Consider the following 15,636-nt stretch of genomic DNA (forward strand, 5'->3'; position numbering starts at 1 on the left):
GGAGTACTGATGAAAGTTACCGATTTGCCCAAGCACTGGGAGAACCAGAAAGCGCCCGTGGACCGGACCCACGACTACAATCTGAGACTGCCCCTGGAGGATGCGGCAAGGATTGCGGCACTGGCGGAACTGTATCCGGACCGGACCGAAACCGACATTCTTAATGACATGGTCGGTGCCGCGCTGGACGACCTGGTTCGGAAAACGCCCCTGAAGGATCGGCTTGAGAACAAAGACAAGTAAGGAATACGAGGGGTGCTGAAACGGAGTGGCAGACGCCACTCCGTGCAAAGAAGATCGACCGGGCCCGATCGAATACAGGTCGTTAGGCGACCGATTCCAACTGACGGGCCTTGAGGCGCTGAATGTGCTTCTGGCTCAGACTCACAAACTTCGGGGTTAGCCCCTGATCCTCATAGATCTCAAAACCGTCCTCGTCATAGGCCACCACCTTGGTGCCCTCAACGTACGGGAAGCTGGTTTCCATCTCATCGAGCGCGGCCGAAATCAGATCTCGCATCAGATCCTGCGGCGACTTCATGGGATAGAGCGCGGACAGTTTCTCCAGACGCTTATGATGCTGGTCAGACAACGCCATAAAGTAGGCATCGCGAGTCAGACGACCGCGAGCATGCTTGTCCCAGTAGTTGACCAGATCCTTAATTTTCATGGTGCCTTCACTCCTGCATCTTATTGATGGCGCACGGCGCACAACATCAGTGCAACCACACCTCGAAGTGTAGACGAAGCCAGCGCCCCGGGAACCTGCTAATTGGTAACGGATTGTACTTACCGAAGCCCATCAACAGTGCCCGGAACCGCCCTTCTCTACCCCCTTCACCGTCTGGTAGACGGCTTCCAGCGCATCCAGGCTTTCCTCGTCCATATCACGACCCTCGCGGGTGAGAACCTGTTCAATGGCCCGGAACCGGCTATCGAACTTATGGTTGGTACGTTTCAGCGCCTGCTCAGGATTCACTTTCATGAAGCGTGCCAGATTGACACAGACAAACAGCAGATCGCCCAGCTCGTCTTCCACCGCATCGTGGTCACCGACCCCGGTCTGGGCGGCATGCCAGGCTTCTTTCAGCTCGTCGAGCTCCTCGTGCAGTTTATCGAACACCGGTTCAATCTCTGGCCAGTCAAAGCCGTGCCTGGAGGCACGCTTCTGCAGTTTTTCCGCCCGGGCCATGGCCGGCAGGGTGCGGGCGATGCCATCGAGGCGACTCACCGGCTCATCGGAAGGCGGCACCATCGCCCGCTCCTCGGCCTTGATCCGCTCCCAGCTCTCCTTGATCCAGGCTTCGTCGGGCCGGTTATCCGGATCGATTTTGCTGTCCAGGGTGCCCGCAGGAAAGACATGGGGATGGCGACGAACCAGTTTACGCACCAGATTGTCAACGATGGTGTCGAAGTCAAAATGGCCATCTTCCTTGCCCATCTGGGCATAGAAGATCACCTGAAACAGCAGATCGCCCAGTTCGTCCTTGAGATGGGGATAGTCCTCCCGCTCAATGGCATCGGCCACTTCGTAGGCCTCCTCAAGGGTGTGCGGCACGATGGTCTTATAGCTCTGCCGGGTATCCCACGGGCAGCCGATCTCCGGGTCCCGCAGCCGCGCCATCAGGGTTTTCAGGTCGTCTATGGTGTAACTCATCCGCGCTTGCGCCTTACGTCAATGATGTTGGGCAGATTACGAATCTGCGCCAGCAACCGAGCCAACTGCTCAAGACTGGATATCTCCAGCGTCACCGTCATGGTGGCGGTGTTCTCATCTTTGTTGGTCAGGGTGTTCAGTGCCAGCACATCGCTCTTGGAGGTAGACAGCACCTGGGTGATGTCCCGCAGCAGGCCGGAGCGATCGTAAGCCTGGATTTCCACATCCACCGGGTAGACGGCTGCAGGTTGGCCACCCCAATTCACTTCAATGATCCGGTTGGGCTCAAACTCGCGCAGGTTCAGGAACGTCAGGCAATCCTGCCGGTGCACGGTGACCCCACGCCCCACCGTGATATAGCCGCCGATAGGATCACCGGGCAGCGGTTTGCAGCACTTGGCAACCTGGGTCTTGAGCTTGCCAACACCCTGGATCTGGATATCCGAGGCAGTATCGTACGGGGCCTGACGCTGGCTGCTGAGTTTCAGATGCAGCTGCTCGGATTTTGGCTCAAGCATTTGCTGCGCCACATTGGCCACGTGGGTGGGCCGCAGATCGCCGGCACCGATGGCGGCAAACATGTCCTCTGAGCCGTGATAGTTCACTTTTTCAGCGAGTTCGTTCAGGTTCACGTCATAGAGCGACAGCCGCTTGAACTCATCTTCCAGGATGGCACGGCCATCGACGATGTTGCGGCCACGATCCTGCTCCTTGAACCAGTGCGTCACCTTGGCCCGGGCGCGGGAGGTCTGCACATAGCCCAGGCTCGGGTTCAGCCAGTCTCGGCTCGGGGCCGCGTTGTTCGAGGTCAGGATGAAAATCTGGTCGCCGGTTTTCAACGGATAGGTCAGCGGCACGATTCGGTTGTTAACCCGGGCGCCGCGACACGCGTGGCCGATTTCCGTGTGCACGCGGTAGGCAAAGTCTACCGGTGTTGCGCCCTGAGGTAGATCAACCACATGACCTTCCGGGGTAAAGACATAGACCCGGTCCGAGGCCACGTCGGACTTCAGGTGGTCGGCCAGCCCGGACAGATCGCCCAGATCCTCCTGCCATTCCAGCACCTGCCGGAGCCAGTTGATCTTGGCGTCGTAACCGGTCGATTTATTACTTTTGTCCGTGCCTTTGTACAGCCAGTGGGCACAGACACCCAGCTCCGCCTCCTCGTGCATCTTGTGAGTACGGATCTGTACTTCCATCACCTTGCCTTCCGGCCCGATCACGGCGGTATGCAGTGACTGGTAGCCATTTTCCTTGGGGTTGGCGATGTAGTCGTCGAATTCGTTCGGAATGTGCCGCCAGATACCGTGCACAATGCCTAGGGCACCGTAGCAATCCCGGACTTCCGGTACCAGGATGCGAACCGCACGGACGTCGTAGACCTGAGAGAAGTCGATGCCCTTGCGCCGCATCTTCCGCCAGATACTGTAGATGTGCTTGGCGCGACCGGACAGGTCGGCCTTGATACCCGAAGCTTCCAGTTCCGCTTGCAGGGTTTTGATAACACGCTTGATGTAGCCGTCCCGGTCGAGGCGCTTTTCGTCTAACAGCTTGGCGATCTTCTTGTAGGCCGTCTCGTGCAGGTAGCGAAACGACAGGTCTTCCAGCTCCCACTTGATGTGACCGATGCCGAGTCGGTGGGCCAGCGGGGCGTAGATATCAAACACCTCACGCGCGACCCGCATGCGCTTTTCTTCCGAGACGTTCTTGACCGCCCGGATGGCACAGGTCCGCTCCGCCAGTTTAATCAGCGCAACCCGGACATCGTCAATCATGGTGACCAACATTTTCCGGACGTTGTCCAGCTGCCCCTCACTTTGGCCCAGAACATTACCCTTGAGCGGATGATGGATCGAGGAGATCGCCGCCATCTGCTGAACGCCGTTGATCAGACCGGCAATCTCGTCGCCGAATTCCTTGCGGATGTCTTCCAGGGCTACCCGTTCCTCCCGAACGGCCCGATACAGTACTGCCGCCACCAGGCTGGCCTGATCCAGGTGCAGCTCCGCCAGCACCTGGGCCATTTCGATACCAATACGAAAGCTGCTGGAGCCCGGCGCCCAGAGGCGGTCCTCCCGGAACGCCTCCAGATCGATTTCCGCAGCTTTCTCGCAGGCACGGCGAAACTGGTCGACATCATCCAATTGGGTCTGGGCAGCGATGTGCTGGACACAACGCTCAATGTCCACCTCACCATCGCCAGTAACGGCATAATCTTCGCGAACTTTTACCATATCGGTCTTACTATTCCCGGTCGTTCCTGCCGCCACCCGGGTGGCGACGCCAATCCTTTAGCCGGAATCCCGCTCAAACAGGGCGATGGATTCGACATGAGTGGTATGAGGAAACATGTCCATCACGCCAGCACGCACCAGCCGATAACCATTGCGCACCATGACACCCGCATCCCGTGCCAGTGTCGCAGGGTTACAAGAAACATAGACGATTTTATTGGCCCCGAACGCGGTCAGGTACTTGCAGATTTCCTCCGCGCCCGAGCGTGGCGGGTCAATCAGGATCTTGTCAAAGCCCTCTTTGGCCCAGCTCTGGCCGGTAAAATCACCGTGCAGATCGGCACCGTGGAAGGTCACATTGTCGAGCCCGTTCAGTTCCGCGTTTTCGCGGCCACGGACCACCATGGCATCGTCACCTTCCACGCCGACCACCTGGCCACCCTTGCTCGCCAGCGGCAGAGTGAAGTTGCCCAGGCCACAGAACAGGTCGAGTACCCGCTCGCTCGGCTGTACGTCGAGCCAGTCAACGGCCCGGTGCACCATGGTACGGTTGATGCCCGCATTGACCTGGGTGAAATCCATCGGGTGGAACTTCATGGTCAGCTCGAACTCATCCAGACGGTAGCTAAGTCGTTCATCATTGCGCCCGGCCGACTCCGGCCAGATCCGGTGGACCGTGTCCGGCCCCTTGGGCTGCAGATAAATATGCAAATCATGGGCCTGACCGAACCCGATCAGGCTAGCCCGATCACCGTCGCTCAGATCATCCATGTTGCGGAACACCATCACGGCCTCGTCATCGCCGCAGGCCACCTCGACCTGGGGAATGCGATTGTAGGCATCGAGGCCGTGGAGCAGTTCGCGCAGGGGCAAAATGCGCTCACCGATGCGCGGATCCAGCACTGCACACCGGTCGATGTCGGTCAGGAAGCTGTTGCGTTTTTCGCGAAAGCCAACCAGTACCGATTCCCGCGCCGGCACATAGCGCACGCCCAGGCGGGCCTTGCGGCGATAACCCAGGCTGCTTTCCGAACGCATCGGCGCCACCCACTCTTCCGGCTCAATGCCCCCAAAATGGGCGAAGTGTTCGCGCAGGGTATCTTCCTTGAACCGGATCTGGGCATCAGCGCTCATGTGCTGAAGGCTGCAGCCGCCGCACAGGTCGGCAAATTCGCACGGCGGTGTCTGGCGCTCCGGTACGCTTTCCAGCACCTCCAGGCTCCGCAGCTCGTCGAATTTGCTGCGGGTGCTGATCATCTTCGCCATGACGGTTTCGCCCGGCAGGGCACCATCTACGAATTGGGTCTTGCCGTCCTGACGGGCAATGCCCCGGCCGTCATGACTCAGTTTTTCAATGTCACAGCGCACCGGCTCTTTAGGTAGAGCCTTACGGCGTCGTCTACTCATACTGACTACTCTTGATGATAGGTCCTTTTGGAACTGGTCAGGCGCCGGGAAAGACGCCGGTGGAGAGGTATCGGTCGCCACGGTCACAAATGATGGCCACGATGACGGCGTTTTCAACCTGCTCAGACAGTCTCAGGGCGGCTGCAATGGATCCGCCGGAGGATACGCCACAGAAGATACCTTCCTGCGATGCCAGGGCGCGCATGGTGTTTTCCGCCTCTTCCTGGCCGATATCGAGCACCTGGTCCACCCGGGCGGCGTCATAGATCTTCGGCAGGTACGCCTCCGGCCAGCGCCGGATACCGGGGATGGAGGCCCCTTCCTTCGGCTGCAACCCGATAATCCGGATGTCGGGATTACGCTCTTTCAGGTAACGGGAAACGCCCATGATGGTGCCCGTGGTCCCCATAGAGCTGACAAAGTGGGTAACCCGACCTTCGGTCTGCGCCCAGATTTCAGGCCCGGTGGTGCGATAGTGAGCCAGCGGGTTGTCCAGGTTGCTGAACTGATCCAGCACCTTACCCTTGCCCTCGGATTCCATTTGCAACGCAAGGTCGCGGGCCGTTTCCATGCCTTCTTCCCGGCTAACGGTAACGATCTCGGCGCCATAGGCCCGCATCGATGCCCGCCGCTCTTCGCTCATGTTGGCGGGCATGATCAGCACCATGCGATACCCCTTGATCGCCGCCGCCATGGCCAGGGCAATGCCGGTATTTCCGCTGGTGGCCTCGATCAACGTGTCCCCGGGTCGGATCTCGCCGCGCCGCTCGGCCTCCTGGATCATGCTGATGGCCGGACGGTCCTTGACCGAACCTGCAGGGTTGTTACCTTCGAGTTTTGCCAGGATGACGTTGGAGGTCTCGCCCGGAAGTCGCTGCAGGCGAACCAATGGGGTGTGCCCGACATAATCTTCAATTGTGGGGAAATTCATATCATTACCCTGTGGTACACTTTTGCGATCGCATGATACGCGTTATGGCCCCTGTCTCCCAATACAGCTTCTCGCTATATCCATGACCGGTAGCTATAACCGAATCGACTTTACTGGGGCGCTGGGACTGATACCTCAGTCATTCGCCTACGGATCATCTATTCTGACAAGGACGTGACCCCGGAATTACACGTCGGGGCCCAGGCAATAAATCAGGAACCGGGTATGCGGCGCTGGGGCATTCGCAAAAAAGTATTGGTGGTGACTCTCATCCCCACCCTGCTCACCACATTCATGCTGGGCATGTTCTTCACCTATAGCTGGGTGAACAACATTGAAAGTCTGCTGCGTGATCGGGGCGAATCCCTGTCCCGGCAATTGGCGGCAGCCTCCGAATACGGACTGTTTACCGCTAATCGCAGCCTGCTCAGCAACCTTTCTAATGCTCTGCTGGAAGAGCAGGACGTCCGCTCCATTACCTTCTTCGACAGCGACGGCGCCCGACTGTTGCACACCGGGCCCGGCCGCTCCGAAGCCTTCACCAGCGAAAACCTGGTGCCCAACAGCGCGACCCGGATTCTCCGGGAAAACAGCACCCGTTTTGTGACCCCCGTGTCGCTACAGGAGCTGATGATCGGGACCACGCTCGACCCGGACGCACGGAATCCGAGGGCGCAACCACGTCCGGCACTAGGCTGGGTTGCGGTTGAAATGTCCCACGTTCGCACCGAGAAGGAAACCTACAAGGCACTGCTGATCTCGCTGTTGCTGGTCCTCGCCGGCGTGGTACTCAGCCTGGCCATTGCCTTGCGGCTAAGCCGTGCCTTCACCGATCCGGTGTTTGAACTAAACGAGGCAGTCGCCAAACTCAAGGAAGGCAAACTCGACACCCGGGTGTTCACCCAGGCTGGCCCGGAATTCGAACAGCTTGAATCGGGCCTCAATGCCATGGCCGAAGAGCTGAGCAAGGCCCAGGCGGAAATGCAGCAGAACATCGACCAAGCCACCGAGGATCTCAGGGAAACTCTGGACACCATCGAGATCCAGAACATCGAACTGGATTTCGCCCGTAAGGAGGCACTGGAAGCCAGTCGCATCAAGTCGGAATTCCTGGCCAACATGTCCCACGAAATCCGCACACCACTGAACGGCATCATCGGCTTCACCGAGCTGCTGTTGAAGAGCCCCCTGCCCCGTCAGCAAAGGGACCACCTCAGCACCATCCGCAAATCCTCCGAAATCCTGCTCACCATCATCAACGACATCCTGGACTTTTCGAAGATCGAAGCCGGCAAGCTGATCCTGGACCGGGTCCCGTTCCAGCTGCGTGATATTGTCGAAGAGGTCATGGCGATGCTGGCACCGGCGGCGCACGCCAAGAATCTGGATCTGGTGCCGCTGGTTTACACGGACGTACCGGACAACATCTTGGGCGACCCTTTGCGGGTCAAACAGGTGATCACAAACCTGGTCAACAATGCCATCAAGTTCACCCAGACCGGCGAAGTGGTGCTGCGCGCCAGCCTTGAGGAAGACCCAGACGACAGCAATCGGGTGACCATACGCCTAAGCATTTCTGACTCCGGTGTCGGCCTGTCCCGGGCCCAGCAACAATCGCTATTCAATGCCTTCAGTCAAGCGGACGCATCCACTGCCCGCCAATACGGTGGCACTGGCCTGGGCCTGGCCATCTCCAAACGGCTGGTGGAGGAGATGGGAGGCAAGATTGGACTGAACAGTGAGCTCGGCAAAGGCTCCACATTCTGGTTCACGCTCACATCGGAACTGTCCACCAGTGCCGAATCCGTGACGCCCCGTGACGGTCTCCGGGGTGAGCGGGTCATCTACCTGGAGCAACAAACCACCACTGGACTGGCGGTGGATCACCTGCTGCGGGACTGGGGCATAACAGTCGACCGGGTCGCCTCACCTGGCGCACTGCAGGAAAAGATCGAGGAAGCCCAGAAAAACCAGGCCGGCTATGCCCTGGCAATTATCGGCATCACCCGGCACCTACTCAATTCCAGCCAGTACTGCGCTCTGCTCCGGACCCTGGAAATCGAACGGGATTGTCGCACCCTGCTGCTCACGCCTACCCTGGAAACTCACGACACACCCTTGTCCGGGCTAGCCAGCAGCCACTTGACCAAGCCGATTTGCCGGGGGACGTTCTATGACGAACTGCTGCTGCTGGTGCACGGAATCCGCTCCAGTGGCAGCCTGGCGTTGGATTACGATCAAAGTACTGCCGGCCTGGCCGCCACCAACATACCCCGGGTGCTGGCGGTGGATGACAACGACGCCAACCTGAAGCTGGTGATGACACTGCTGAAGGACTGCCATACCGACGCCGAAGGAGCCTCCAGCGGCTTTGAGGCGCTAAGTAAGGCGCGCAAAAAACCGTTCGACCTGGTGTTCATGGATCTGCAAATGCCGGGCATGGACGGGGTGGAAACAACTGCGCGCCTGCGGGATCTGGACCAGGCCCCGCACCGCACGGCGATCATCGCGCTGACCGCTCACGCGCTCGCAGACGAACAGGACCGACTATTACAGCAGGGCTTTGACGGCTATATGCCCAAGCCCATCAGCAACAGCCAGCTCACCAGCATTATCCGTGAATACACCGGGTATGAGAGCGTCTCTGTTGGCGAAAGCGAACCGATCCGGATTCCGGAGGTACGGGACACCCGGCGAACTATGCGGCCGTCAACGCGCAAGATGGAGCAGGACTGCGTCAGTATCCGTGAGAGCATTCAGTTGGCCGCAGGCAAGACCGACCTGGCGGAAGAATTGTTCAGCATGCTGCTGGAGCAAGTGCGAAATGATCAGGACCAAGTGGTCGAGTTCTGGCACCAGGGCGATCTGGACGGGCTGCTGGAATGTGTTCACAAGCTGCACGGCGCCACTCGCTACTGTGGTGTGCCGGAACTTCGGGCTGCCGCGAACCGGCTAGAGACAGGGCTGAAATGCGCCGCTCCGGATATCGAACACCACAAGGAACAATTGGTGGCGGCAATGGAGCGACTTCAGAACTGGAGCGAACAGACCGATTGGCAACGGCTGTTCCGGACCCAGCCTCAGCCGACCGAAACCAGCTGAGGTACTCAGGGCTTAGGCCCGGCCGCGGGCCTGATCAAGAATCGCTTTCATGTCCCGTACCGCATCCTTGAGCCCAGTGAACACGGCACGGGCAATGATCGCATGACCGATATTGAGCTCGTTAATACCGGGAATGGCAGCGACCCGCTCGGTATTATGGTAATGCAGGCCGTGACCCGCATTGACGACTAGGCCTTTCTTCCGGGCATAGGCCACCGCGGAGGCGATGGTCTGGAACGCAGCCTCGGCCTCCTCGGGAGTCTTGGCCTCGGCGTATTCACCGGTGTGAAGCTCGATGACCGGTGCCCCACAGCGCACTGCAGCGTCAATCTGGGCAGTCGCCGGATCGATAAACAGCGACACTTCCGAGCCCAACTGGGCCAGACGATCACAGGCCTTGGCAACTCTCGCCTCCTGACCCTCAACGTCCAGACCGCCTTCGGTGGTCAGCTCTTCGCGCTTCTCCGGCACCAGGCACACGCACTCCGGCCGGACCTGCTCGGCAAAAGCCAGCATGGCGTCAGTCACGGCCATCTCAAGGTTCATCTTGGTCTGTAGCGTTTCCCGCAGCAGCAGGACATCTCGGTCCTGGATATGACGACGGTCCTCGCGTGGATGAATGGTAATACCATCCGCCCCCGCCTCTTCCGCCATCAGGGCAGCCTGAACCGGATCCGGATAACGGGTCCCCCGGGCCTGGCGCAGGGTTGCAACGTGGTCAATATTAACGCCGAGTAACACTCTAGGATTCATGCCGTTCTCTCCGAAGGTGACTGAATAAACTGCGACTGTGGAGCGGACGCCCCTGCAACAGGTAATCGGTTAAAGCTCGCATGACACGCTTGGCCACGCGCCGGCAGGGCTCGGCTTTCAAGTCGCCCATCGCGAGTGCCTGCAAGACCTCACCGGGAAGCTTCTGAACCCGGGTACCCGGGCCCGGCTGCGCCACAATTCCCTGCTCTGGATCATAACAATACTGCTGACCCGGCTCGACGGATTGCCCGGTATCGGTGGCCAAATCCCAGGAAAAATCAAAGCCGAGCTCCGCGGCAAAGGCGCGCTCAAAGCGCCGCAGCACCGGTTCGATATCGGTGGTGTCGGCCAGCTCGGCAATGGCATTGATGTAGGCCGCGAACAGGGTGGGATGCGGGTCGGCCGCCGGTAGGATGCGCTGCAGGAGTTCGTTCAGGTAGAGACCGCTGTACAACGACGCCGTACGGTGCAGCGAGGGTCCGATGCGGGTATCGACATGGGTCAGGGTTTTCAGGTCGCCGCGCCCCGCCCAGTCCAGCATCAGAGGCTGGAAGGGCTGCAGTTGGGCCTTCAGCGGACTCTTGGCACTGTTGGCGCCCCGGGCAATGACGGTCAAGCGCCCGCGATTCAGGGTGAACACATCCACCATGAGACTGGTCTCCCGCCAGGGCCGGCGGTGAATCACGTAGGCGGGCTCTTGGTGCTCCGGCCCCGTCATAGGTGCCTCAGAGGTCGTTCATACCAAGGCTTTTCAGGGCCCGATCACTGTCAGCCCAGCCTCGCTTCACCTTGACCCAGAGCCGTAGCATGATCTTGCTATCAAACAACCGCTCCATATCAGCCCGGGCTTCCTGACCAATTCGGCGCATGCGCTCACCCTTGTCGCCGATCATGATTTTCTTCTGCCCCTCACGCTCCACCAGAATCAGTGCGGAAATATGCAGGGTCTTGCCTTCGCGCTTGAATTCTTCAATCTCAACGGCCACGGAGTATGGCAGTTCGGCGCCCAATTGCCGGGTGATTTTCTCCCGAACGATCTCCGATGCCAGGAAGCGCTCACTGCGATCAGTAATCTGGTCATCCGGGTAAAAATGGATGCTTTCCGGCAGAAAACGGCCGACGGCCTCCTCCAGCGGTTCCAGGTTGTTTTCCTTGAGCGCAGACAGAGGAATAATTTCGGCGAAGTCCCGTTTTTTCGATAGCATGTCCAGGTGCGGCAACAGGGTTTCCCGCTTCTCGATCTTGTCGACTTTGTTGACCGCCAGGATCACCGGACACTTGAGCTTGGCCAGTTTCTCCAGGACCAGCTCATCCGCGGTGGTCCAGGACAGCTGATCGACCACGAACACCACGACATCAACGTCGATCAGCGCCGAAGTGGCCGCCTTGTTCATGTACCGGTTCAGAGCCCGGGGCTCTTCCTCGTGCATGCCCGGGGTATCCACATAGATTGCCTGAACCGGCCCCATGGACTTGATACCCAGAACTTGGTGCCGCGTGGTTTGCGGCTTCCGGGAGGTGATGCTCAGTTTCTGGCCAAGGATATGGTTCAGCAACGTGGATTTACCCACATTGGGACGACCAACAATGGCCACGAATCCGCAGCGACTGTCTGGATTTTCCGGCCGGGTAATATCATTCATTACTGATTCTCCACGCCCAGTTCTTTCAGGGCGTTTCGGGCTGCCTGCTGCTCGGCTACACGGCGGCTGTTGCCGGTGCCGGTCGTCTTTCGATCCAGTGACGGCAGCGCGCAGGTTACATGGAAGGTCTGGTTGTGGGCTTCGCCATCAACCGAAATAACGTCATACTGCGGCAACGGAAACTGGCGAGACTGGAGGTATTCCTGCAGACGGGTCTTGGGATCCTTCTGGGTATCCTGCAGATCCAGGTTCTTGAGCCGTTGCTCGAACCACTGCAAAACCTTCTCACGGCAGGTGTGGAAATCACTGTCGAGATAGATGGCACCAATGATCGACTCCACCGCATCGGCCAGGATTGACTCCCGCCGGAACCCGCCACTCTTGAGCTCCCCGGATCCCAGACGCAGATAGCTGCCCAACTCGAACTCGCGACCGATCTCGGCCAGGGTCACACCTTTAACCATGCGCGCCCGCAAACGGCTCAATTGCCCTTCCCGGGCCTTTTCGAAGTGCAGGAACAGATACTCTGCGATCACCATGTTAACGATGGAATCGCCCAGAAACTCCAGGCGCTCGTTATTCTGGTTGCCAAAACTGCGATGGGTAAGCGCCAGCAACAGCCGCTCTGGCGACTCAAACTGATAGCCTATGCGGCGTTGTAACTGATCCAGATCCGGTTGCGAAGTCACTGGCCCTTCATCTCGTATTCATGCTTGAAGTGAACGATAGTATCGACGTTACTGAACAGATTGTTGCGGACCTCGTAATCCACCATGATCAGAACCGTGTCCCCGTCTTTCTCAACGGCGATGTTCTTGGCGTCAAATCCGCGAACGTTGTTAACGCTCAGGCGCTTGTTGATCAGAGTGCGTACCTGAGCCGGCCCCATGGTGGACAGGCCATCGGTGCCGTCGAGGCTTTCCAGCGCCTCCTGGATGGTGATGTCATCCAGATAGATCGGGCCAAGCTTGATGGCCAGGGTTAACAGGCCACCGAAGAACAGCACCATCACCATCATTGTTAAAGCCGAAGCACCAGTTTGCCGGGTCATGGCGGAGAGACTATTTTTCTTCATTATGACTGCACTCCAGATTTGTCGGAATTACTCAATACCGCCCACACGGTCAAAGGATGGCAAACTGGTAAGCGATTTCCAGTGCATCCAGATGCCAAATGCCTTGCCCACCACCAGCTCATCGGGAACCATGCCCCAGTAGCGGCTGTCGTTGCTGTTGTCGCGATTGTCGCCCATGACGAAATAGTGATCCTCTGGCACCACCCATTCGCCCTCACCACTGGCGCCGGGCCGACCCATGGTCAGGAAAATATCGTGCTCGACATCACCGAGACTTTCGCGGCGCAACTCCACTGGCGGAAGACGAGCGACAAACTTACTCTCAACCTGTTCACCGTTAATGAACAACTGCTTGTTGCGATAGCGAATAGTGTCGCCCGGCATGCCGACGACTCGCTTGATGTAGTTGGTCGCGCCATCCTTGGGGTAACGGAACACCATGACGTCACCGCGCTGAGGATCCCCAACCTCCAGCACCTCGGTACCGGCTACCGGCAGCCGAAGCCCATAGGCGTATTTGTTGACCAGGATAAAGTCACCCACCTCGAGCGTCGGCAACATTGAGCCTGACGGAATCTGGAACGGCTCAATCAGAAAGGAACGCAGCACCAACACGATTGCCAGAACCGGGAAGAACGACCGGCTAAGGTCGACCAGGTAAGGCTCTTTCGGCTCATCAACCTCGTCGACATTGCCGACCTGAGCATCAGGGGACGCTGGCTGGCCATTGGCCCGAGCCGCTTCCAGCCTGCGCTCACGCAAAAACAGTTTGTCCGCCAGCCAGATCAGACCTGTTGCGAAGGTCAGAACCACCAGAACCAGGGGAAAATCGATATCCATCCAGGCGCCTTCTATTTATCCACTTGCAATACGGCCAGAAACGCTTCCTGAGGCACCTCGACATTACCCAGCTGCTTCATTCGTTTCTTACCCTCTTTCTGCTTCTGAAGCAGCTTCTTCTTACGGCTTACGTCGCCGCCGTAACACTTGGCCGTCACGTTCTTCCGCAAGGCCTTCACGGTCACCCGCGCCACCACCTGGGTGCCAATGGCAGCCTGGATGGCGATATCGAACATTTGTCTGGGAATCAGTTCCTTCATCTTGTCGATCAACTGACGCCCCTTGTAGTGCGCCTGTTCCTTGTGAACGATCAGCGCCAGTGCGTCGACCCGCTCACTGTTGATCAACACGTCCAGACGAACAAGGTTGGCCGGCTGGAAGCGGACGAAATGGTAGTCCAGGGATGCAAAGCCGCGACTCGCTGATTTGATGCGATCGAAGAAATCCATCACCACTTCCGCCATGGGCAGCTCATAGGTCAGTTGCACCTGGGTCGACATGAAGTGCATGTTCTTCTGCACACCACGCTTCTCTTCGCACAGGGCGATCACATTACCCAGGTGTTCCTGGGGCACCAGAATGCTGGCCTCTACGATCGGTTCACGCATTTCCTCAATGGAGCCAATATCCGGAAGCCTGGACGGGTTGTCCACCGAGAACGTCTCATTCTGCTTGGTGACCACCTCGTAGATTACCGTGGGAGCCGTGGTGATCAGGTCGATGTCGTATTCCCGCTCAAGCCGCTCCTGAATGATCTCCATGTGCAGCATGCCGAGGAAACCACAGCGAAACCCGAAACCAAGTGCATCGGAATTCTCCGGCTCGAAGAACAGCGAGGCATCGTTCAGGGTCAGTTTTTCCAAGGCATCCCGGAAATCGTCGTAATCGTCGGAGCTGACCGGGAACAGACCGGCGTAGACCTGCGGTTTGACCTTCTTGAACCCGGGCAGCATCGGAGTCTGCTCGGAAAACTTCTGGTGCACGATGGTGTCACCCACCGGAGCGCCGTTGATGTCCTTGATCCCTGCCACCACGAAGCCAACATCGCCAGCCTCGAGCACATCGGTGTCTTTCGGCTTGGGATTGAAGATGCCCACCTTATCCGCGTTCCAGGATTTGCCGGTGGACTTGATAACGATCTTGTCCCCCTTGCGCATGGTGCCCTCGGTGACCCGTACCAGCGACACCACGCCCAGATAGTTGTCGAACCAGGAATCGATGATCAGCGCCTGCAATGGCGCGCCCCGGTCGCCCTTGGGCGGCGGGACGCGCTTGATCAGGTCTTCCAGCACGTCCTCGACGCCGATACCGCTCTTGGCGCTGCAGCGAACCGCGTCCGACGCCTCGATACCAATGATGTCCTCAATTTCAGCCGCCACCCGCTCGGGCTCGGCCTGGGGCAAGTCCATCTTGTTCAGAACCGGAACCACTTCCAAGCCTTGCTCGATGGCGGTATAGCAGTTGGCCACCGATTGCGCCTCAACACCCTGGCCGGCGTCGACCACCAGCAAGGCACCCTCACAGGCGTACAGGGAGCGGGAGACCTCGTAGGAGAAATCGACGTGCCCGGGGGTATCGATGAAGTTCAGTTTGTATTCGTGACCGTCCTTCGCCGTGTAGTTGAGCGTGACGCTCTGGGCCTTAATGGTAATCCCGCGCTCCCGCTCCAGGTCCATGGAATCCAGGACCTGCTCGGCCATTTCGCGGTCAGTCAGGCCACCGCAGATCTGGATAAAACGATCCGCTAGGGTGGATTTACCATGGTCAATGTGGGCAATGATGGAGAAGTTACGGATTCGGCTCAGTTCAGTCACAGACAATAAATACTCGTATAGACGAAGGATTGAGCCCGGAAGGGCCGGTGCCGGGATCCGGGAACGCCGTGATTTTACCGGTTACCGGCCGCCATTGCCATGATCAGGACATCAGCGGCTTCTCGTACTGGCTAATCAGGAAGCCGATCAGGGCATCTTCATCCAACGACTCCCCCCGAG

General features: G+C 58.6%; 14 protein-coding genes. 2 read left to right on the top strand and 12 right to left on the bottom strand.

Translation table 11 applies throughout. The annotated features are described in order from the left end of the window. Positions 1-9 precede the first annotated feature (9 nt). Positions 10-243, top strand: a complete 234-nt coding sequence (locus FCS96_RS12865; RefSeq protein ID WP_138440777.1) for a hypothetical protein — start codon at positions 10-12, stop codon at positions 241-243. An 82-nt stretch (positions 244-325) separates the two neighbouring features. Here the strand turns inward: FCS96_RS12865 and FCS96_RS12870 are convergent, their stop codons facing one another. From FCS96_RS12870 to cysM, 5 genes are all read right to left on the bottom strand, one after another. Beyond that, entirely contained in the window at positions 326-670 is a 345-nt protein-coding gene (locus tag FCS96_RS12870) for a pilin assembly protein (protein ID WP_138440778.1), read from the bottom strand. Positions 671-802: 132 nt separating this feature from the next. Beyond that, positions 803-1,657 (bottom strand): nucleoside triphosphate pyrophosphohydrolase, encoded by an 855-nt coding sequence (gene mazG / locus FCS96_RS12875; protein ID WP_138440779.1) that lies wholly within the window; start codon positions 1,655-1,657, stop codon positions 803-805. After that, entirely contained in the window at positions 1,654-3,891 is a 2,238-nt protein-coding gene (gene relA, locus FCS96_RS12880) for a GTP diphosphokinase (protein ID WP_138440780.1), read from the bottom strand. Before relA ends, mazG begins: the two co-directional genes overlap by 4 nt. Before the next feature lie 57 nt (positions 3,892-3,948). Continuing rightward, positions 3,949-5,298 (bottom strand): 23S rRNA (uracil(1939)-C(5))-methyltransferase RlmD, encoded by a 1,350-nt coding sequence (gene rlmD, locus FCS96_RS12885; protein WP_138440781.1) that lies wholly within the window; start codon positions 5,296-5,298, stop codon positions 3,949-3,951. 37 nt (positions 5,299-5,335) lie between these two features. Continuing rightward, the gene (cysM, locus tag FCS96_RS12890; protein WP_138440782.1) at positions 5,336-6,229 is read right to left on the bottom strand and encodes a cysteine synthase CysM; all 894 of its coding nucleotides are present in this window, start codon (positions 6,227-6,229) and stop codon (positions 5,336-5,338) included. Between the two features lie 225 nt (positions 6,230-6,454). Between cysM and FCS96_RS12895 the strand changes: the two genes are divergently transcribed. Next, positions 6,455-9,331 (top strand): ATP-binding protein, encoded by a 2,877-nt coding sequence (locus tag FCS96_RS12895; RefSeq protein ID WP_138440978.1) that lies wholly within the window; start codon positions 6,455-6,457, stop codon positions 9,329-9,331. Between the two features lie 12 nt (positions 9,332-9,343). Here the strand turns inward: FCS96_RS12895 and pdxJ are convergent, their stop codons facing one another. Genes pdxJ through lepA form a run of 7 tightly spaced genes read right to left on the bottom strand, consistent with a single transcriptional unit; the run spans position 9,344 to position 15,456 of the window. Further along, positions 9,344-10,084: a pyridoxine 5'-phosphate synthase gene (gene pdxJ / locus FCS96_RS12900; protein ID WP_138440783.1), complete on the bottom strand. Its 741-nt coding sequence runs from the start codon at positions 10,082-10,084 to the stop codon at positions 9,344-9,346. Continuing rightward, positions 10,074-10,802: a DNA repair protein RecO gene (gene recO / locus FCS96_RS12905; RefSeq protein WP_138440784.1), complete on the bottom strand. Its 729-nt coding sequence runs from the start codon at positions 10,800-10,802 to the stop codon at positions 10,074-10,076. Before recO ends, pdxJ begins: the two co-directional genes overlap by 11 nt. Before the next feature lie 7 nt (positions 10,803-10,809). Then, positions 10,810-11,727, bottom strand: a complete 918-nt coding sequence (era, locus tag FCS96_RS12910; protein WP_138440785.1) for a GTPase Era — start codon at positions 11,725-11,727, stop codon at positions 10,810-10,812. Further along, entirely contained in the window at positions 11,727-12,416 is a 690-nt protein-coding gene (rnc, locus tag FCS96_RS12915; protein ID WP_138440786.1) for a ribonuclease III, read from the bottom strand. Before rnc ends, era begins: the two co-directional genes overlap by 1 nt. Beyond that, entirely contained in the window at positions 12,413-12,802 is a 390-nt protein-coding gene (locus tag FCS96_RS12920) for a DUF4845 domain-containing protein (protein WP_138440787.1), read from the bottom strand. Before FCS96_RS12920 ends, rnc begins: the two co-directional genes overlap by 4 nt. Before the next feature lie 27 nt (positions 12,803-12,829). Next, positions 12,830-13,642, bottom strand: a complete 813-nt coding sequence (lepB, locus tag FCS96_RS12925; protein WP_138440788.1) for a signal peptidase I — start codon at positions 13,640-13,642, stop codon at positions 12,830-12,832. Positions 13,643-13,653: 11 nt separating this feature from the next. After that, on the bottom strand, positions 13,654-15,456 hold the full coding sequence (gene lepA, locus FCS96_RS12930) for a translation elongation factor 4 (protein WP_138440789.1): 1,803 nt from the start codon (positions 15,454-15,456) through the stop codon (positions 13,654-13,656). Positions 15,457-15,636: the final 180 nt, after the last annotated feature.

Source organism: Marinobacter alexandrii, from assembly GCF_005871205.1.
GTDB lineage: Bacteria > Pseudomonadota > Gammaproteobacteria > Pseudomonadales > Oleiphilaceae > Marinobacter > Marinobacter alexandrii.

Coding starts and splice junctions, on each gene's coding strand:
- FCS96_RS12865 (WP_138440777.1), top strand. CDS start 10: ATGAAAGTTACCGATTTGCCCAAGCACTGGGAGAACCAGAAAGCGCCC.
- FCS96_RS12870 (WP_138440778.1), bottom strand. CDS start 670: ATGAAAATTAAGGATCTGGTCAACTACTGGGACAAGCATGCTCGCGGT.
- mazG (WP_138440779.1), bottom strand. CDS start 1,657: ATGAGTTACACCATAGACGACCTGAAAACCCTGATGGCGCGGCTGCGG.
- relA (WP_138440780.1), bottom strand. CDS start 3,891: ATGGTAAAAGTTCGCGAAGATTATGCCGTTACTGGCGATGGTGAGGTG.
- rlmD (WP_138440781.1), bottom strand. CDS start 5,298: ATGAGTAGACGACGCCGTAAGGCTCTACCTAAAGAGCCGGTGCGCTGT.
- cysM (WP_138440782.1), bottom strand. CDS start 6,229: ATGAATTTCCCCACAATTGAAGATTATGTCGGGCACACCCCATTGGTT.
- FCS96_RS12895 (WP_138440978.1), top strand. CDS start 6,455: ATGCGGCGCTGGGGCATTCGCAAAAAAGTATTGGTGGTGACTCTCATC.
- pdxJ (WP_138440783.1), bottom strand. CDS start 10,084: ATGAATCCTAGAGTGTTACTCGGCGTTAATATTGACCACGTTGCAACC.
- recO (WP_138440784.1), bottom strand. CDS start 10,802: ATGACGGGGCCGGAGCACCAAGAGCCCGCCTACGTGATTCACCGCCGG.
- era (WP_138440785.1), bottom strand. CDS start 11,727: ATGAATGATATTACCCGGCCGGAAAATCCAGACAGTCGCTGCGGATTC.
- FCS96_RS12920 (WP_138440787.1), bottom strand. CDS start 12,802: ATGAAGAAAAATAGTCTCTCCGCCATGACCCGGCAAACTGGTGCTTCG.
- lepB (WP_138440788.1), bottom strand. CDS start 13,642: ATGGATATCGATTTTCCCCTGGTTCTGGTGGTTCTGACCTTCGCAACA.